The sequence below is a fragment of the Nocardiopsis sp. CNT312 genome (genome assembly GCF_000515115.1).
In the GTDB taxonomy this organism is placed as follows: domain Bacteria; phylum Actinomycetota; class Actinomycetes; order Streptosporangiales; family Streptosporangiaceae; genus Nocardiopsis.
In genome coordinates, this window is record NZ_KI911536.1 from 241,390 (window position 1) to 258,855 (window position 17,466).

Sequence of the window (17,466 nt, forward strand, 5' to 3'; positions counted from 1 at the left end):
GTGGAGGCGGTTCACTGGAGGCCGGACCCCGTGTCCCACGAAGCAGTTACGAGTACACGACCCGCAAGGAGGCAGGGGCGCCCGTGCCCCCGGACCGAAGGCCCGGGGGAGGTCCCGCACAGCTGATGAATCCCTCTACCGCCCTGGCCCGGGTCCTCGTCGACGAACTGGTCCGCTGCGGGCTGGCCGAGGCCGTGATCGCACCGGGGTCGCGCTCGACCCCGCTCGCGCTGGCACTGGTCGCCCACCCTGACGTGCGCGTGCACGTACGGATCGACGAGCGCTCGGCCTCCTTCCTGGCGCTCGGCCTGGCTCGGGCCTCGCGGTGCCCGGTGGCGGTGGTGTGCACGTCGGGGACGGCGGCGGCCAACTTCCACCCGGCGGTCCTGGAGGCGGACGAGAGCGGTGTGCCCCTGCTCGTGCTGACCGCTGACCGCCCGCCCGAGTTGCGGGGGACCGGTGCGAACCAGACAGTGGACCAGATCGGCCTGTACGGCGGCGCGGTGCGCATGTTCACCGAGGTCGGCACGGCCGACGCGGTGCCGGGGATGGTGGCCTACTGGCGTTCGCTCGCCTGCCGCGTGTGGGGGGCCGCCTCCGGGGGCCGCCCCGGCCCGGTCCACGTCAACGTGGCCTTCCGCGACCCGCTCACCCCCGACGAGCCGGGGCCGGTGGACTGGACGGAGCCCCTGGAGGGGCGGGAGGGCGGCCGTCCGTGGATCGCCCGTCCCGGCCCGCGCTCCGAGCCGGTCCCCTTCGCTTTGCCCTGGTGCGAGCGGGGCGTGATCGTGTGCGGTGACGGCGACTACGATCCGGTGCCGTTCCTGGCGCTGGCCGAGCTGACGGGATGGCCGCTGCTGGCCGAGCCCACCTCCAACGCGCGCCGCGACGGCTCGGTCTCCACCTACCGCCAACTGCTGGCCTGTCCCGCCTTCGCCGCCGGCCATGTCCCCGAATTCGTGGTGAGCGTGGGCCGTCCCAACCTGTCCAGACAGGTGTCGGCGTTCCTGCGCCGCGCGGAGCGGCACGTGGTGGTGACGGCCGGAGCGGCGGGCGACCCGCGGGCCGCCCTGGGCAACGCCTTCGCCGACCCGGTGCGCACCGCCACCGACGTGGTGGCGGCGGTGGCGCCCCCGGAGGGGGTCTCGTGGGACGCACCGCGGCGTACCGACTGGTCCCGCTCCTGGCGGCGGGCCGAGGAGGCGGCCCGGGGCGCCCTGGACGGGGTGCTGGACGGCGAGGAGTGGGTGAGCGAGCCGCGGCTGGCACGCGACCTGGCCTCGCAGGCCCCCGCGGGTTCGCTGCTCTTCGCGGGGTCGAGCATGCCCATCCGCGACCTGGACGCCACCATGCGGTCCCGGTGCGGCGTGCGCCTGGTGGGCAACCGCGGGGTGAGCGGGATCGACGGGACGGTCTCCACCGCGGTCGGTGCGGCGCTGGCCCACCAACGGGACGGGGGCGGCCAGGCCTTCGCATTGCTGGGAGACCTGGCGATGCTGCACGACCAGAACGGTCTGATCATCGGGCCGGGCGAGCCGAGGCCGAAACTGGCGGTGGTGGTCGTCAACAACGACGGCGGCGGGATCTTCTCCGGTCTGGAGCAGGCCGGGCACCCTGATTTCGAGCGGGTCTTCGGCACCCCGCACGGGGTGTCGATGGAGCAGGTGGCGGCCGTGTCCGGTGTGCCCTACGCGCGCGTGGAGTGGGCGGCGGACCTTCCCAAGGCGCTGATGGGGGAGGGGCTGCGGATCGTGGAGGTGCGCACCGACCGGCAGGGCGGTGCCGCGCTGCGCCGTCGGCTGCAACTGGCCGTGGACGGAGCGGTGGAGCGCCTGGGGTGAACCGCCGCCGCTCCGGCAGGGTTGCACCTCGGTAAATTCGGGAAAGAGGGCACAAAAGGGGCGGGTGTGGCGCCTGTTTCCTCCTGGGGCGTGGCGGGGCTGATGGCGATGAACTACGTGCTGCACATGACCGAGCTGTCCCGCTGGCGGGAGGGCACGGGGGACCTGGAACCGGAGACCCTGCGCACCGACGGGTTCGTCTACGCCTCACCCAACGAGCACACCATGCTGGCCGTGGCCAACACCCTCCACCGCCATGCGCGGGAGCCCTTCTGCGTCTTGGTGATCGACACCCTGCGGCTCTCGTGCGAGGTGCACTGGCAGGTGCCCGCCCGCCGCATCACCCTGGTGGACCCGCCCGGCGGCACGGTGCCCGACGACGACACGCCCTTCCCCCACATCTACGGCCCCATCCCCCGCGAGTCGGTGGTGGGCGTGCGCTACCTGCGCCGCGAGCCCCCGGGGGTGTTCACCTCCGTGGACCAGCGCGGACCCACCGCCGAGGCCCTCGACCTGTTCCCGCACCCCGAGGGCGGCTGGTTCCGGCACACCTGGTCCAGCGGCGTAGCCGCACGGCCGCGCGGCTACGGCGCCGAACGCGAGACGGCGTCGGCCATGCAGTACCTGCTGTGCGCCGGCGACCGGTGCCGCTGGCACCGGCTGCGCTCAGGGGTGCTCTGGTCCTTCGCCCGGGGCGGCCCCGCCATCATCGAACTCGGCGGGGACGGGCCCCGGCCGGAGGCGGAGCGCAGGCACGTCCTGGGACCGCACGTCGAAGCGGGGCAGTCCCTCCAGGTGCCCGTCCCACCGGGCGTGTGGCAGACGCTGCGCCCGATGACCGCCGAGGAGACCCTGGCCACCGCCGTGGCCTCGCCCGCCTTCGCGTTCGAGGACCTGGAGGTCGTCCAGGAGAGGCACAGGCCGGGTGTCGCGGACGCCCCCGGCGTTCCCCGCCAGCGGGCGGAGACCCTGCGGCGCCGGTGAGGCCGGGGCCGGGCTCGGGCTGAGTCTCGCCCTGAGACGACCCTCGGCACCAGCGGGGCTCCTCACACCGCCGACCGTGGCCGGACGCGGTCCGTCTCCGCGGTATCCCTCCCCGAACCCTGTGACGTGCGCGCACACCGGAACCCTCCGTGAGAACGGCGACGCGCCGCCCCCGACCCCCGTGCGTCATGTCTCCCGCCCCGCAGCGACAGCCTCCCCCCACGGCCGCACGGGAGCCCCTGATGATTCGAGCTCGTCCCACCTGAGCGAAAGTCCGGTCAAACCGTCGAAGTGGGTGCCCTCCGCACCGCACGGCGGCCGAGCGGTCCGGCCGGGAAGGCCGGCCGTGTCCTCCTCCCCGAGCAGCCGCTCGTCCGCGCCGCGAACAGCGCGGACGAGTCGCCGGAATGCGTTGCGGCCCTCGCAAAGGAGCTTGAGCAGGAGTGAGTCAGCCGCGATGAGTGCGCCGGACCATGGCTTCGAAGGCCGGCGCACGAGTTCGTACGGCGGGACCGACGCTGACTGCGTCGAGGCGGGGTGGGACCGACGGGCCGCCGCCGTGCGCGACTCCACCCGGCGCGGGCTCGGCTACCTCCCCTTCGCCGCCGACGCCTGGGGCCGCCTGACAGGCACCCTCAAAGCCCCCGGCCCCGCCGCCCGCTTGCCTAAGCTGGGGCCATGGCCCCACACCCGCGCCGGGCCCCGCTGAGCGGTGAACTCGCCCAGCGCGTGGTCGACCTGATCGCGCCGACGATCAGCCACAACATCAACGTGATGGACGAGCACGGCACCATCATCGCCTGCCTGGACCCCGACCGCCTCGGCACCCTCCACCGGGGCGCCCAGCGCGTGATCGCCGAGGGCCGTGGCGTACTCGTGACCCAACCCCGGCCGGGCACCGCCGACCGTCCCGGCGCCAACGAGCCCCTCATGGTCGACGGCAGCCTGCGCGGTGTCGTCGGCGTCACCGGCGACCCGAAGGAGGTCGCGCCGCTGGCCCGGATCGTCGCGCTCACCGTGCAGCTCCTCATCGCCCAGGAACACGAACAGGACACCGCCACCCGCCGCCACACCGAGGCCCGCGACCTCGTCGCCGCCCTCGCCGCGGGCACCACCGAACCCGCCGAAGCCGAGGCCCGGCTGCGCGCGGCGGGGCTCGCCCCGCCCTGGTCACTGACGCTGTGGGCCGACCCCGAGCCCCGGCCGGACGCCTCCGCCGCGCCCCCATACCTGTCCGAGGCGGTCGCCGCCCGCGTCAACGCCCTCGACGGCGGTCGGGCCGCCGTCCTGTACGGCGCGCTCTGGCTGGTCGGCTCCGGAGCGGCTGCGGAGGAGCAGCAGGGCCTGCCGCCGGGGACGCGCCGCACCGCCACCGAAACCACCCACGACGCTGCTGTCCTGCTCGCCCACGCCGAGGAGTCCCGGGCGCTGTGCCGCTACGCCGGACTGATCCCCGTCCCCGGCGGGCGGCCGTGGTCGCGCGAACTCGCGGTGGCCGTCGCCCACCTGCCGCCGCGCACCCTCGCCCGCCTGGCCCGGACCGCCGCGCCTCTCACCGCCGCGCAGAGGGAGAGCGCGGACGCGGTGGCCACCACCGCCTCCGTGCAGGCGGCGGCCGACGCGCTCTACGTCCACCGCAACACCCTCCTCCAGCGGATGGGGCGCATCCGCTCGGCGACCGGCCTGGACCTGCGCCGCGCCGACCACCTGGCCACCCTGCGCATGGCGCTGTACGCCCACACGGCTCTAGGCGGATAGCACATATATCCTGGACCGAGGCCCGGGAAGAATGGGCAAACGACCGTCGAAACGCACCGGCTGTGTGTCTAAGCTCTCGTTCATGTCCCACGTATGTCACACCCCTCACACAGGCGCGCCCGTCCGTGTCGCCGTCGTCCCGGACTCGTTCAAGGGCAGTGCCCGGGCCGTGGACGTCGCCGGGGCCATGGCCCGGGGGGTGCGTGAGGCCTTCGTCGGCTCGGACACCCCGGTGGAGGTGGACACCCTGCCCTTCGCCGACGGCGGCGAGGGCACCCTCGACGCCCTGCTCGGCGCGTGGGGCACCACCGCCCGCACCGCGGACACCACCGACGCGCTCGGCCGCCCCGTCCGCGCCCGCTACGGCCTCTCACCCGACGGCCGGACCGGGGTGATCGAGGCCGCGGAGGCCAACGGGCTCCCCCTGCTCGCCGACATCCCCCTGCGGCCGCTGGAGGCCACCACCCGCGGCATCGGCCCCCTGGCGGCCGCACTGCTGGACGCCGGGGTCGAGGAGATCCTGCTGTGCATCGGAGGCTCGGCCACCACCGACGGCGGCGTCGGCCTGCTCACGGCGCTGGGCGCGCAGCCGCTGGACGCCGACGGCGCACAGCTGCCCGACGGCGGCGGCGCCCTCACCGCGCTCGAACGCCTGGACCTGTCCGGGCTCGACCCGCGTGCCCGCACCGTGCGCTGGCGTATCGCCTGCGACGTCACCAACCCCCTGGTCGGCCCGGCGGGTGCGGCGATGGTCTTCGGACCGCAGAAGGGCGCGACCGCCGCCGACGTCCGCACCCTGGACACCGGGCTGAACCGCCTGGCCGACGTCCTGGCCCGGGACACCGGCACCGACGTGCGCGAGAGAGCGGGCATGGGCGCCGCCGGGGGGCTCCCGGCACCCCTGGTCGCCCTCCTGGACGCCGAGACCGTCCCCGGGTCCCGGCTGGTCGCCGAGGTCCTGGGCGCCGAACGGCTGCTCGCCCGCGCCGACCTGGTCCTCACCGGCGAGGGCTCCTTCGACGGCCAGTCCCTGTCGGGCAAGGTCGTCGACTCCGTCCGCCGCCTCACCCCCGGGAACACCCCGGTGGTGGTCATCGCCGGGAGCGTCTCCGTACCGCCCGAACGGCTCCGGGACGCGGGGATCACCGCGGCGTTCTCCATCGCCCGGGGCCCCGCGTCCCTGGAACGCATGAGGGAGGAGGTCCTGCCCGCCATCACCGAGACGGCGCTCCACTGCTGCCGCCTCTTCGCCCACCGCTACGCCTGACCCCGTACGCACCGAAGGAATCCGATCGTGTCCTCGCTTCTCATTCTCCTCGCCCTGGTGGCGGGCATCGTGTTCGTCACCGCGCGCTGGAAGATCAGCCCCTTCCTCGCCCTGATGGGCGCCGCCCTCGTCGGCGCCTTCGCCTTCCGGCTGCCGTTGGAGGAGGTCGTCACCACCGTGACGACCGCCTTCGGCGGCACACTGGGCAGCATCGGCCTGGTCATCCTCTTCGGCACCATGATCGGCATGATCCTGGAGCGCTCCGGTGCCGCGATCGCGATGGCCGAGGCCCTGATCAAGGTGCTCGGCACCCGATTCCCGAACCTGACGATGTCGCTCATCGGCTGGATCGTCTCCATCCCGGTGTTCTGCGACTCCGGGTACGTCATCCTCAACTCGCTGCGCAAGGCCGTGACACTGCGCACCGGGGTGTCGGCGCTGGCGACCTCGATTGCGCTGATGACCGGCCTGTACGCCACGCACACCCTGGTCCCGCCGACGCCCGGACCACTGGCCGCGGCCGACAACATCGGAATCTCCGACAACCTGGGCATGATCATCGCCCTGGGTGTGCCGGTCTCCCTGGTGGCCGCGCTGGCCGGAGTGGCCTACGCGCGCCTGTTCGCCCGCAAGGAGTTCACCCCGCTGCCCGCCGAGAGCGACGCGGAACTGTCCACGCAGACCTACGAGGAGCTGCGCGAGAGCTACGGCCGCCTGCCGAACGCCTTCCACGCGTTCTCGCCGATCCTGCTGCCGCTGGTGCTCATCTGCGTCTCCTCGGTCGTCAAGCTCCCGGCCCGCCCGATCGGCGAGGGGCTGGCCTTCGACGTCCTCACCTTCCTGGGCACCCCGCTCATCGCGCTCATCCTCGGCCTGCTGGTGGCGGTGACGCTGCTGCGCGGCGACGACAAGCTGGCCCTGTTCCACGAGCGGGTCCACGAATCGATCCGCGTCGCGGCGCCGATCCTGCTCATCACCGGTGCGGGCGCCTCCTTCGGCGCGGTGCTGGCGGCCTCGCCGCTGACCGGGTTCCTCTCCGAGCACCTGACCGGGCTGGGCATCGGACTGGCCGCGCCGTTCCTGATCGCCGCCGCGCTCAAGAGCGCACAGGGCTCCTCGACGGTGTCGATCGTGAGTACCTCGGCGCTGGTCGCGCCGCTGCTGTCCTCGCTGGGCCTGTCCTCGCCGGAGGGCATGGTCCTGACCGTCCTGGCCATCGGCGCGGGCGCGATGGTGGTCTCGCACGCCAACGACTCCTACTTCTGGGTGGTCTCCCAGATCAGCCGTATCCCCGTGCCGACCGCCTACCGCACGCTCACCGTGGCCACGGCGGTGGAGGGTGTGGCGGCGTTCGCCGCCATCCAGGCGCTGGGCCTGTTCCTGCTCTGACCCCGTCCCGCCGCGCGCCCCACGGCCTCCCCGGCGAGGCCGTGGGGCGCGCGGCGGTGTGCACCGGGGTGCCCGTAACCGCCGTACACGCCCGGAACCACCGCGATCACCGCTCCGCCCGCACCGCGTCCGTGCCAGGCTGAAGAGTGCGGACGAGCCACACGTGCGCCACCCGGTCTTCGCCCGGTACTACCTCCGTGCCGCCCGGGCCATGGAACGCGGCGGCATCGGTGAGAGCCGCGCCAAACTGCCGACCGGTCTCCGGGGGCGGGGCAGCGCGGTCGAACCCGAACCGCGCCTGCGCGCCGCCGCCCGGCCGTGCGGGCGCCCGCACCCGTGGAGGTGGTCGGCGGCGCGGCCGAGCGACTGCCCTTCTCCGTCGCCGCACTCGTGCTGTGCCCGGTGGACGACCAGCGCGCGCAGCTGCGCGAGATCCACCGGGTCCTGCGGCCGGGCGGGCGGCTCTGGCTGCCACTGCGGCCGGGACACCCTCCCGGAGATCGCCGCGGCCGGGTTCACCGTCGTGGGCCCGAACGGTTCCTCTTCCCCGAGACCCGCCTGCTCCAGTCCTTCCACGTCAGCGGGCAGACCCTGCACACCTGAACCCGCGCACCCGAAACCGTCGTCTCCGGGAGAGAGGATGGGGGCCATGACACACCACCACGGCATCGACTACGTCGAACTGACCGTCACCGACCTCCACGCGGCCGAACGCTTCTACACCGAGGCCTTCGGCTGGCACGTCACCCGCTACGGCCCCGGCTACTCGGGGCTGCGCGGCCCCGGAGGAGAGGGCACCGAGATCGGCGGCCTTGCCCTGGGGGAGCGCCCCCGGCCGGGCGGCCCGTTCGTCCTGCTCTACTCCGAGGACCTGGACGCCTCCGCCGAGGCGGTCCGCGAGGCGGGCGGCGCGGTGGTGCGGGGCCCCTACGAGTTCCCCGGCGGGCGGCGGTTCCACTTCACCGACCCCGCCGGCAACGAACTGGGCGTGTGGTCGTCGCGCTGACGCGGACGCGGGGCGCTCCCGATCAGTCACCCTTCCGGCCCAGTTCACGCTCGGCGAAAGCACGGAAGGTGCCCGCCGGACGGCCGGTGATCCGCTGGACGGTGTCGGTGGTGCGGTCCTCGGCGCCCTGGGAGATCGCGTGGTCCATGTCCGCGAGCATCGCGGCATGCTCCCGAGGCAGGCCGACGGCCAACCGGTCGCGTATCTCCGCGCGGGTGGCGCTGTGCCCCGTGACGCGGGTGAGTGTGGCGGCCACGTCGCCGTAGCCCAGTGCCTCCGGCCCGGTGATGACCAGGTCGGTGTCGGGGGCCTGGGCGTCGGTCAGCGCGCGCACGGCGACCGCGGCGATGCCGTCGGCGTCCACGAACCCGACGCGTCCCTTGCCGGTGGCCGTGAGAACGACGCCCGACGGCCGGATGCTCTGTGCGTGCGGGTGGTCGCCGGTAAAGTTCTGCATGAACCAGGAGGGCCGCAGGACCGCCCATTCCTCGACCAGGTCGGGCAGGGCCTGGTGGACCCGTCCTGCCGCCGGGCCGCCGGAGGGGATCGCCGACGAGCTGAGCAGTACCGCGCGGCGCAGGCCGGCGGCGCGCCCCCGCCTCTGGCAGGATCTGCCGGTATGGACGAGCAGGCACGCCCTCCCCGAACCGGTGACGCCTTCGGCCGCGTCCTGCGGCGCTGCTGGGAGGCGGGCGCCCGCCCCGGGTCCGCCTTCGAGGTCGTCGAACGCGACGACGGCCACATCGGCGTCGGCGACGCCGCCCGCTACTTCACCCCTCCCGACGACCTCTCCGCTCTGGACCGGTGGGCGCTGGGGCGTGCGCGCGGCCGGATCCTCGACATCGGGTGCGGCGCGGGGCGCCACGCGCTGGCCCTGGCACGCACGGGTTCCGACGTGACCGGGCTGGACCCGTCACCGGGCGCCGTCGGCGTCGCGGCCGACCGGGGCCTGCGGGTGGAACTCGGATCGATCGCCGAACCTCCCCCGGGGCTGGGCCGGTTCGACACCCTCCTGCTCCTGGGCAACAACCTGGGGCTGCTGGGCGGCGCCGACCGAGCCGGAGAGGTCCTCTGGGGGCTCGCCTCGCTCGCCCGCCCCGGCGCACGGCTGGTCGGCACCGGTATGGACCCGGCCACCGACGAACCCGAGCACCGCGACTACCACGCGTGGAACCGGCGGCGTGGCCGACTGCCCGGCCAGCTGCGCATCCGTGTCCGCGACGGCGCACTGGCGGGGCCGTGGTTCGACTACCTCCTGGTGGACCCGGACGGACTGCGCGCGCTGGCGGCCGACACCCCCTGGCGGGTACGGGAGATCGAACGGGAGGGGCGCGACCACGTCGCCGTCCTCTCCCTCGGCCACTGACCCCCGCGCCCGCCCAGCCTCACGCGCCGTCCTGCCCCCTGGGTCCGTGCCACCGGTAGTGGTGCACCGTCACGTCCTGGTGTTCGGGCGCCGCCCGATCGTAGCGGGCCGCGCGGCGCCCGAACCCGCGTGACCACGGCGCGGCGGTGGCACCGTGGGCGAACACGCTGAGCAGCACCGTCACACCGCCGACCAGCATGATCCGGTCGGCGGCGGCGATGCCGCTCTCCTCCACCACGAGCAGCGCGAACACGATCGAGGCCAGCCCGCGCGGCCCGAACCAGCCTAGGAAGCACACCGTCTCCAGACGCAGCCGCGCCCCGACGGTGGCCACGGCCACGGCCACGGGCCGCACCACGGCCAGGGACAGCGCGGCGTACAGCACCGTCCACCCGTCGGCATCCCCGAGCCTGGGGCCGATGATCGCGGCCCCGAACACGGTGAAGGTGAGCAGGGTGAGCATCTCCCCCTCGCGTTCGGCGAACTGGTGCACCAGGCGGCGCTGCCCCCGCGCCGCCGCACCGAAGGCCAGGCCCGCGACGAACACCGACAGGAAGCCGTTGCCCGTCAGCGCCTCCGACCCCAGGTAGGCCAGCACGGCGACCCCCACGGTGAACAGGCGCCGGTAGGTGGCGTTGACCCACCCCCTGGCGTCGGCCCGGGCGAGCGCCCATCCGCAGGACCAGCCCAGCACGGCCCCGGCCGCCACACCGATCCCGATCTGCCTCGCGGTGAAGCCCACCCACGACCACGTCGACCCGGCCAGACCCTCATCGGCGGCGGCCAGGGCGACCAACACCATCACGGCGGGCACGGCGATGCCGTCGTTGAGGCCGCTCTCCACGTTGAGGCTCTGGCGGATCCGGACGGGAACGCGCCGGTCGGAGACCACCGACGCGCCCAGCGCCGCGTCGGTGGGGGCCAGGACCGCCGCCAGCAGCGCAGCCTCCGCCAGGGCGAGACCGGACAGGAGGCCGTACCCGGTCGCCGTGCCCAGGACGATCCCCGCCGGCATGCCGATCGCCAGCAGCCGAAGTGGCAGGTGGTACTCGCGGCGCAGTACCCTCAGGTCGATGCGTACGGCGTCGGTGAACAGCACCAGGGCCAGCGACGCCTCGGCCAGGGCGCGCACCGCCGCTCCCGCGACACCGCCCTCCAGGTCTCCCGCGCCCGAGGCGGCCAGGGCCAGGCCCCCGGCCGTGAACACCATCGGCGCGGTCAGGGACGTGCCCTGCGTGATTCCTGAGAGGAGCGCGTAGCCCAGCAGGAGCGCGGCGAACACGGTCAGTTCGGCCACCCGTCCCCCCCTTTCCTCGCACGGCACCGGCGCCGATCGTGCCAGCGCGGCCCGCCGGGCGCGAGCATCCACGCCGGTACCCCGAGCGGCCGTCGAACGGTGCGCCGACGCCCCGTGTCGCACCGGTCCCTGCGGGCGACGCGGTGGTGTACTCGGAGCAGTCGATTCCCCAGGAGCGAGATGATCACCGAACGCCAACAGGACGTCCTGCGCAAGCCCTCCTTCGGGCACGTGGCCACGCTCGGCCCCGACGGCGAGCCGCACAGCAGCCCGGTGTGGGTGGACTGGGACGGCGAGTTCCTCAAATTCAGCCAGACCACCACGCGGCAGAAGCTGCGCAACCTCCGGCGCGACGGGCGCGTCGCGGTCTCGGCCGTGGACCCCGACGACCCCTACATGTACGTGGAGGTGCGCGGTGTGGTGGACCGGGTGGAGGAGGACCCGGACAAGGCGTTCATCGACGCGATGTCGCGCAAGTACCTCGGCAAGGACTATCCCTGGCACAGCCCCGACGAGACCCGCGTGGTCGTCTACGTGCGGCCCGAGCGCGTGAGCGGCCGGTAGGGGCGGCCGGACAGCGGCGCGGAGTACGGCCGGTTCGATACTTTCTGTTATCTGGGTATCACTCTTGGCCTGTGTCCGGGTGTCCGTCGCACGAGGGGAAGCCGGTGCCGATGCCGGTGCCCGGGAGTTGTGAGCGCGTTCACTCCGGTTTCACCCGTGTGTGTGAAACCTCGGCCAGGGTCGAGAACGGTCGGCGGTTACCCGCCGGTCATATCCGCTCCGCCCCCGCGCCCGGTTGGACCCCCGCCACGGCGGGACGCGGGGCAGTCACCACCCTTGAGGAGAAACGCGTGTCCGAATCCGCGCCCCGCCGTCGACTGCTACCGCTGACCGACCTGGTCGGCGGCGGCCGCTCGCGTGCGACGTGTGTCCTGCGCTGCGGTGACGCCTGCTTCCACCCCGCCCCCAACACCAGCGGCAACGCCTACTTCGGCGACATCTTCCAGAAGGTCGTCGACCGCCGCTCGGCGCTGCGCGCCGGCGCCGTCACCACCGGTGCGAGCGCCTTCGGGTTCGCCGCCCTGGCCCCCGCCCACGCGGACCGGGAGCGCGACCGCCACGGCCGGGGCGGCAGGGACCGCGACCCGCGCCTGGAGTTCCGCAGCGTGTCGCCCAACAACGACGACAAGGTCACCGTCCCCCGCGGCTACGACCAGCACGTGGTCGTCCGCTGGGGCGACCCGGTCCTGCCCGGCGCCCCCGAGTTCGACGTCCACCACCAGACCGCCCAGGCCCAGGCGCAGCAGTTCGGCTACAACTGCGACTACGTCGGCTTCCTGGAGATGGGCGACGACAAGGCCCTGCTGTGGGTCAACCACGAGTACACCAACGAGAACATCATGTTCCCCGGGTACACCGACCCGGCCACCGCCGACACCGAGTACATCCGCGTCGCCATGGCGGCGCACGGCGGCTCACTGGTCGAACTGGAACGTGACAGCAGGGGCCGGGGCGGCAGGGACAGCGGCAAGTGGAAGCTGGCCGACGGACGGCGCCGCTTCAACCGCCGCGTCACCACCTCCACCCCCATGAAGCTCAGCGGCCCGGCCGCCGGCCACGACCTGCTGCGCACCGAGGCCGACCCCTCCGGCACCGAGGTGCTGGGCATGCTCAACAACTGCGCGGGCGGCATGACGCCGTGGGGCACCTTCCTCACCGCCGAGGAGAACTTCCACCAGTACTTCGGCTCCGCCCCCGGTACCCCCGAGACCGACCGGTACGGCCTCTCCACCTCGCCGTCCTACCGCCGCTGGGAGCGGGTCGAGGAGCGCTTCGACCTGTCCAAGCACCCCAACGAGGCCAACCGCTTCGGCTACATCGTCGAGATCGACCCGTTCGACCCCGACTCCACGCCCGTCAAGCACACCATGCTGGGCCGCTTCAAGCACGAGGGAGCCACCCCCCGCCTGACCGACGACCGCCGTGTCGCCATCTACATGGGCGACGACGAGCGCTTCGACTACATGTACAAGTTCGTCAGTGCCGAGCGCTACATCCGCGGGCGGCGCCGACACAACATGGGCCTGCTCGACTCGGGCACGCTGTACGTGGCCAAACTGGCCGGCAACAGCCCCGCCGAGGAGATCGACGGCGCCGGGGCCCTGCCCTCCGACGGAGCCTTCGACGGCTCCGGCGAGTGGATCGCGCTGTGCACCGACACCGAGAGCTTCGTCGACGGGTTCAGCGTCGCCGAGGTCCTCGTCCACACCCGCCTGGCGGCCGACGCCGTCGGTGCCACCAAGATGGACCGGCCCGAGGACTTCGAGGCCAGCCCGGTCACCGGCAAGGTCTACTGCGCCCTGACCAACAACTCCGCCCGAGAGCCCGGCCAGGCCGACGAGCCCAACCCGCGCGGCCCCAACCGCTACGGCCACATCCTGGAGATCGTCGAGAGCGGCGGCGATGCCGCCGCGACCTCCTTCGACTGGAACGTGCCGATCGTGTGCGGCGACCCCGAGGACGACGACACCTACTTCGCGGGCTACGACAAGTCCAAGGTGATGCCGATCTCGGCCCCCGACAACCTCACCTTCGACGCCGACGGCAACCTGTGGATCTCCACCGACGGCCAGCCCGGCAGCATGGGCTACGCCGACGCGCTGCACGCGGTGCCGGTGGAGGGCCGCTACCGGGGCGAGCTCAAGACGTTCGCGACCGTCCCCGTACGGGCCGAGGCGTGCGGACCGTTCATCACCTCCGACAACAAGACCGTGTTCCTGGCGCCGCAGCACCCCGGTGACAACGGCACGTTCGACGCACCCACCAGCACCTGGCCCGACGGCGACTTCCCCCGCCCGTCGGTGGTGTGCATCTGGCAGCGCAACGGCCAGGACATCGGCAAGTAGGGGCTTCCCCCGACCGGCTCGGGGGCCGGCACGCCCGGAGCAGGCCGGCCCCCGGAGCGGGCGGAGCGGTCAGGTGAACAGGTCGTCGGCCCTGGTCGCCCTGGCCGCGCGGCGGACCCAGCGCCTCAGCTCGTCGGGGTCGGTCGAGGAGGTGATCCGGTCGCGGACCCCGGGGGAGAGCTCGACACCCCGCTCGTCCAGGATCCCCAGGATGGCGTCCGACATGCCCTCGGCCAGCCCCTCGGCCAGCCCCTCGGCCTTGCCCTTGGCCTGTCCCTCGCGGAAGGGGCGCCCGATCAACTCGGTCTTGAACTCGTAGTCGCGCAGTCGCACGATCTCCTCCAGGGATGCCAGGGCCGCGGCCGACAGCGCCGCGAGCACGTAGTCAGAGTACAACGAGGACGCCGACGTATCGAGGCTCCTCAGCGCCGTGAAGAGGGCCTCCAGGGCCGCCCGGTCCTCGGTCGGGTTGGAGGCCATGGCCAGGACCGTCAGCACGGGCCGTTCCTTGGCGACCCGGTGGTCGGTCACCGGTTCGAGCGTGTCCAGGGCGAGCACCGTCGGCCGGATCTCGCCGCAGCCCAGATCGATCGGCCTGCTGTAGCGCAGACCCAGGGGGGTGTCGGGCGTCAGCACCAGCAGGGCGACCGGGCACCTGAGCCGGTGCCTGACGTTGGCGACGTAGGCGGGCCAACTGTAGGGCTTGCGGCTGTCCCAGCCGCGCTGGGGCTCGGTGACGATCGCCAGCACCGGTACCAGGTCGTCGCCTTCGCCCGGCAGGGGCGGACGTTCGCACACCACGACGTTGTCCGAGGTCAGGTGGGCGATCGCCGTGCTCGTGGCCTCGGCCGCGCCACAGCGCACACGGGTGTGCTCGGGCAGTGGCTTTCCGGAGACCTCCTGGAGGAGTTCGGCGGCGAAGGCCGGGTCGTTCCGGATCAGGTCGACCGGAAACTCGTGTTCGAATGAGGGCATGGCGGCAACATAGCCACCCTGCGGGCATCCGCGCAGGTGAACGGCGTAATGGGCGAATTCGTCCCCGTCGCGGGCCTACTCCTGCGCACCCTCTTCCGGCTCCACGGCCACCGTGCCGGCGGTGCCGTCGATCGTGACCACCTGGCCGGTCGCGATCTCGCGGGTGGCGTCGCGCACGCAGATCACCGCGGGGATCCCGTACTCGCGGGCCACGGTCGGCCCGTGTGCGACCGGCGACCCGGTCTCGGTCACCACACCCGCCGCCGTCATGAACAGCGGTGTCCACCCCGGGTCTGTGGTCGGCGCGACCAGGATCTCGCCGGGCTCGATACGCGCCCCGGCGGGATCGCGTACCACCCGCGCCCGGCCGGTGGCCCGGCCCGCGGCACCCGCCGTCCCCACCAGGGTGCCCTCCTCCGCCGGGGGAGGCGGAAGTACGGCCTCCACGTCGGTGCCGTCGGACAGCAGCAGGCCTGGCACGTGCCCGCGGCGCGACTCCCGCCGGTACTCGGCGCGCCGCTCGGCGACCAGGGCCCGGAGGTCGGCCGCCTCGTGGACGGCGGCACCGACCTCCGCCAACCGCAGGAACACGATGTCGCCGGGCTCCGCCAACAGGCCCCGCCGGTGGAGGTCCCGGCCGATGAGCAGCAGTTGGCGGCGCTGCTCGGCGAAGGGGATGAGCCAGGCGAACTTGGCCAGTTCCCGGCAGCCGGCGAGCTCGCGCGAGCGGCGCATGGCCGCGGCGGCGATCCGGCCGCGCACGGGGCGCCGGGCGCGGCCGCGCAGCGACAGCTCGCTCATCTTCCGGCGGGCCCGCACGGCGGCCCGCTCGAACCGGCGGTCGGGGGCCTGGCCGGGGTCGACCACCCGCAGGTAGTTGGCGATCGTCGCGAACAGCGGGGAGGGGTCCTCGGCCCAGCGCGGCAGGCCGATGTCGACCTCGGCCGCGGCCCGGTGGCCGTACTCGTCCAGGAACGCGGAGAGCCCGATCTCGGGAAGGGCCCCGCGGCGGTGCTGCGCGGCGAGCTCGGCCGGGTCGGTGTCCCGGAACAGGCGGCCGTGTTCCCCGGCACTGCGGGAGACCCGCCACAGCGCCAGGTCCATCTCCGTGGTGACGTTGTGCGGCATCCCGCCCAGCACGGTCTCCAGTTCCTCCTCGCCTGCCAGGCCGTGCAGCAGGGCGGCGGGGAGCACCTGGAGGATGAGCGCGCCGTAGGTCGCCCAGGCCACCCGCCACAGCTGGGGGCCGATGACGGCGGTGCGGGACTCCTCGGCGACGAAGGCCAGCCGCTCGGCGGTGGTGGCGTCCGGGGCCGGTCCGCCCCGCTCCCGGAGCTCGCCGATCGCACGTGCGGCCCTCTCCCGTGCCCGCTCCGGTCGGGCCAGGGCCGCGCCGACACCCGCCAGGGCGCGCGGGAGCGTCCGTGCGGTGAGCCTGAGGGCGGTGGGCGCGGGGACGGGCAGCCCCAGACCGGGGCGCGGTGCGAACCTCGGGTCGTCCAACAGGTATTCGACGCCGCGCCTGGCCTGGGGCCCGTAGAGCTCCAGGGCCGCCGGGAGCCGACCGCGGACCCACGCGCTGCGCATGAAGCCGGTCAGGTCCATGTACAGGCGTCCGCCGATGGGCACCATGACGAAGGCCCCCGGGCGGGCGTCGCCCTCCACTCCCACGCGGGCGAACGCCTGTTCCATCAGCCGTGTCAGGGCGTCCATCCCGATCGGGGTGAAGGGTCGGAGCATGCCCTGGGCGTGTCCGGCCTCCATGTACACGCGGGTCCCGCCTCCGGTGGTGGGCGGCAGGGGGAAGAGCGTGGTGACAGGCCGCGACTGCAGCAGCCACAGCACCCCGTCGGTGTCGTAGGCCCACTCCACGTCCTGTGGTGAGCCGAAGCGGGCGGCCAGCCGCTGGCCCGCCGCGCGCAGCTCCTCCAGACGCGTGGCGGTCAGGCACCCGCCCCAGGAGACGGCGGGGGTGCCGTCGTCCAGTACGTAGTGGTCAGCGGTGGTACTGCCGTCGACGACGGCGGTCCCCGGTCCGGGGGAGGCGTCGACGACCGTGGCCGAGCGCCGTCCGGTGAGCGGGTCCGCGGTGAACATCACCCCGGCCACCGCGGAGTCGACCATGCGCTGGACGACCACCGCCATGCGGGTGTCCGCGCGGTCGATCCCCGCCCAGGCGCGGTAGGCGTCCGCGCGTTCGGTGTCGAGCGAGGCCCAGCACCGCCGCACCGCCGCGAACAGCTCCTCGGTCCCCTCCACGTCCAGAGACGTGTCCTGCTGGCCGGCGAAACTGGCGTCGGGCAGGTCCTCGGCGGTGGCACTGGAGCGCACCGCCACCGGTCCGCCGCCCAGGCGTCCGTAGGCGGCGGCGAGTTCGGCCTTGGGGAGCCGGCCGGAGGTGTACGCCTCGGTGGTCAGGCAGAATCCGGGCGGCACGCGTTCACCCGCAGCGAGCATCGCGCCGAGCCCTGCGGCCTTGCCGCCGACTGTGTCGGCCAGGCCCGCGTGGATCTCCTCCAGGCCCTTCACCTGCATCGAGCGACCTCCCGGCGGCCGTGGCGGTCGGTTCCCGGAGCGGCGGGGCGCCGCCCTACCGCGATAGATGCCCACGGGCGTGCGGCGTACGCCTCCCGGCGTAGGCCGGGAGGGAATCGCAGCTCAGGCCGGGTGTGAT

The 17,466-nt window shown here is 73.7% G+C and carries 15 protein-coding genes; 11 read left to right on the top strand and 4 right to left on the bottom strand.

Annotated elements, in window-relative coordinates; genetic code table 11:
- The first annotated feature begins 125 nt into the window (after nt 1-125).
- The 8 genes from menD to B042_RS0118030 all read left to right on the top strand — a co-directional run bounded on the left by menD (nt 126) and on the right by B042_RS0118030 (nt 8,245).
- The gene (gene menD / locus B042_RS0117990; RefSeq protein ID WP_028649487.1) at nt 126-1,841 is read left to right on the top strand and encodes a 2-succinyl-5-enolpyruvyl-6-hydroxy-3-cyclohexene-1-carboxylic-acid synthase; all 1,716 of its coding nucleotides are present in this window, start codon (nt 126-128) and stop codon (nt 1,839-1,841) included.
- 66 nt (nt 1,842-1,907) lie between these two features.
- A complete protein-coding gene (locus B042_RS23795; protein WP_369797726.1) occupies nt 1,908-2,825 on the top strand; it encodes a cupin domain-containing protein in 918 nt (305 codons plus the stop codon).
- Between the two features lie 457 nt (nt 2,826-3,282).
- Nucleotides 3,283-3,534, top strand: coding sequence for a DUF397 domain-containing protein (locus B042_RS23800; RefSeq protein WP_036555543.1), 252 nt, complete (start codon nt 3,283-3,285; stop codon nt 3,532-3,534).
- Nucleotides 3,504-4,583 (top strand): sugar diacid recognition domain-containing protein, encoded by a 1,080-nt coding sequence (locus B042_RS0118005; RefSeq protein ID WP_051415775.1) that lies wholly within the window; start codon nt 3,504-3,506, stop codon nt 4,581-4,583. Before B042_RS23800 ends, B042_RS0118005 begins: the two co-directional genes overlap by 31 nt.
- Before the next feature lie 82 nt (nt 4,584-4,665).
- On the top strand, nt 4,666-5,850 hold the full coding sequence (locus B042_RS0118010) for a glycerate kinase (RefSeq protein WP_028649489.1): 1,185 nt from the start codon (nt 4,666-4,668) through the stop codon (nt 5,848-5,850).
- A 27-nt stretch (nt 5,851-5,877) separates the two neighbouring features.
- Nucleotides 5,878-7,239: a GntP family permease gene (locus B042_RS0118015; RefSeq protein WP_028649490.1), complete on the top strand. Its 1,362-nt coding sequence runs from the start codon at nt 5,878-5,880 to the stop codon at nt 7,237-7,239.
- A 318-nt stretch (nt 7,240-7,557) separates the two neighbouring features.
- Nucleotides 7,558-7,842 (top strand): class I SAM-dependent methyltransferase, encoded by a 285-nt coding sequence (locus B042_RS24535; RefSeq protein WP_028649492.1) that lies wholly within the window; start codon nt 7,558-7,560, stop codon nt 7,840-7,842.
- Nucleotides 7,843-7,888: 46 nt separating this feature from the next.
- Entirely contained in the window at nt 7,889-8,245 is a 357-nt protein-coding gene (locus B042_RS0118030; protein ID WP_155989198.1) for a VOC family protein, read from the top strand.
- 22 nt (nt 8,246-8,267) lie between these two features.
- Here B042_RS0118030 and B042_RS23810 read toward each other — a convergent pair whose 3' ends face one another.
- Complete coding sequence (locus B042_RS23810; RefSeq protein WP_197024357.1) at nt 8,268-8,702, bottom strand: hypothetical protein; 435 nt, start codon at nt 8,700-8,702, stop codon at nt 8,268-8,270.
- Between the two features lie 162 nt (nt 8,703-8,864).
- Here B042_RS23810 and B042_RS0118040 point away from each other — a divergent pair, with 162 nt between their 5' ends.
- Nucleotides 8,865-9,611 (top strand): bifunctional 2-polyprenyl-6-hydroxyphenol methylase/3-demethylubiquinol 3-O-methyltransferase UbiG, encoded by a 747-nt coding sequence (locus B042_RS0118040; protein ID WP_028649494.1) that lies wholly within the window; start codon nt 8,865-8,867, stop codon nt 9,609-9,611.
- A 19-nt stretch (nt 9,612-9,630) separates the two neighbouring features.
- On the opposite strand, the gene B042_RS0118045 is transcribed toward B042_RS0118040, so the two are convergent.
- Nucleotides 9,631-10,908, bottom strand: coding sequence for a sodium:proton antiporter (locus B042_RS0118045; RefSeq protein ID WP_028649495.1), 1,278 nt, complete (start codon nt 10,906-10,908; stop codon nt 9,631-9,633).
- A 180-nt stretch (nt 10,909-11,088) separates the two neighbouring features.
- On the opposite strand from B042_RS0118045, the gene B042_RS0118050 reads away from it, so the two are divergent.
- Together B042_RS0118050 and B042_RS0118055 are read left to right on the top strand one after the other, a co-directional pair.
- A complete protein-coding gene (locus tag B042_RS0118050) occupies nt 11,089-11,472 on the top strand; it encodes a PPOX class F420-dependent oxidoreductase (protein WP_028649496.1) in 384 nt (127 codons plus the stop codon).
- A 290-nt stretch (nt 11,473-11,762) separates the two neighbouring features.
- On the top strand, nt 11,763-13,817 hold the full coding sequence (locus B042_RS0118055; protein WP_028649497.1) for a PhoX family phosphatase: 2,055 nt from the start codon (nt 11,763-11,765) through the stop codon (nt 13,815-13,817).
- Between the two features lie 69 nt (nt 13,818-13,886).
- Here the strand turns inward: B042_RS0118055 and B042_RS23815 are convergent, their stop codons facing one another.
- Both B042_RS23815 and B042_RS0118065 read right to left on the bottom strand, forming a co-directional pair.
- Nucleotides 13,887-14,792: a hypothetical protein gene (locus B042_RS23815; RefSeq protein ID WP_028649498.1), complete on the bottom strand. Its 906-nt coding sequence runs from the start codon at nt 14,790-14,792 to the stop codon at nt 13,887-13,889.
- A gap of 75 nt (nt 14,793-14,867) precedes the next feature.
- Complete coding sequence (locus tag B042_RS0118065; RefSeq protein WP_028649499.1) at nt 14,868-17,327, bottom strand: PEP/pyruvate-binding domain-containing protein; 2,460 nt, start codon at nt 17,325-17,327, stop codon at nt 14,868-14,870.
- Between the last annotated feature and the right edge of the window lie 139 nt (nt 17,328-17,466).

Coding starts and splice junctions, on each gene's coding strand:
- menD (WP_028649487.1), top strand. CDS start 126: ATGAATCCCTCTACCGCCCTGGCCCGGGTCCTCGTCGACGAACTGGTC.
- B042_RS23800 (WP_036555543.1), top strand. CDS start 3,283: ATGAGTGCGCCGGACCATGGCTTCGAAGGCCGGCGCACGAGTTCGTAC.
- B042_RS0118005 (WP_051415775.1), top strand. CDS start 3,504: ATGGCCCCACACCCGCGCCGGGCCCCGCTGAGCGGTGAACTCGCCCAG.
- B042_RS0118010 (WP_028649489.1), top strand. CDS start 4,666: ATGTCCCACGTATGTCACACCCCTCACACAGGCGCGCCCGTCCGTGTC.
- B042_RS0118030 (WP_155989198.1), top strand. CDS start 7,889: ATGACACACCACCACGGCATCGACTACGTCGAACTGACCGTCACCGAC.
- B042_RS23810 (WP_197024357.1), bottom strand. CDS start 8,702: ATGCAGAACTTTACCGGCGACCACCCGCACGCACAGAGCATCCGGCCG.
- B042_RS0118040 (WP_028649494.1), top strand. CDS start 8,865: ATGGACGAGCAGGCACGCCCTCCCCGAACCGGTGACGCCTTCGGCCGC.
- B042_RS0118050 (WP_028649496.1), top strand. CDS start 11,089: ATGATCACCGAACGCCAACAGGACGTCCTGCGCAAGCCCTCCTTCGGG.
- B042_RS23815 (WP_028649498.1), bottom strand. CDS start 14,792: ATGCCCTCATTCGAACACGAGTTTCCGGTCGACCTGATCCGGAACGAC.
- B042_RS0118065 (WP_028649499.1), bottom strand. CDS start 17,327: ATGCAGGTGAAGGGCCTGGAGGAGATCCACGCGGGCCTGGCCGACACA.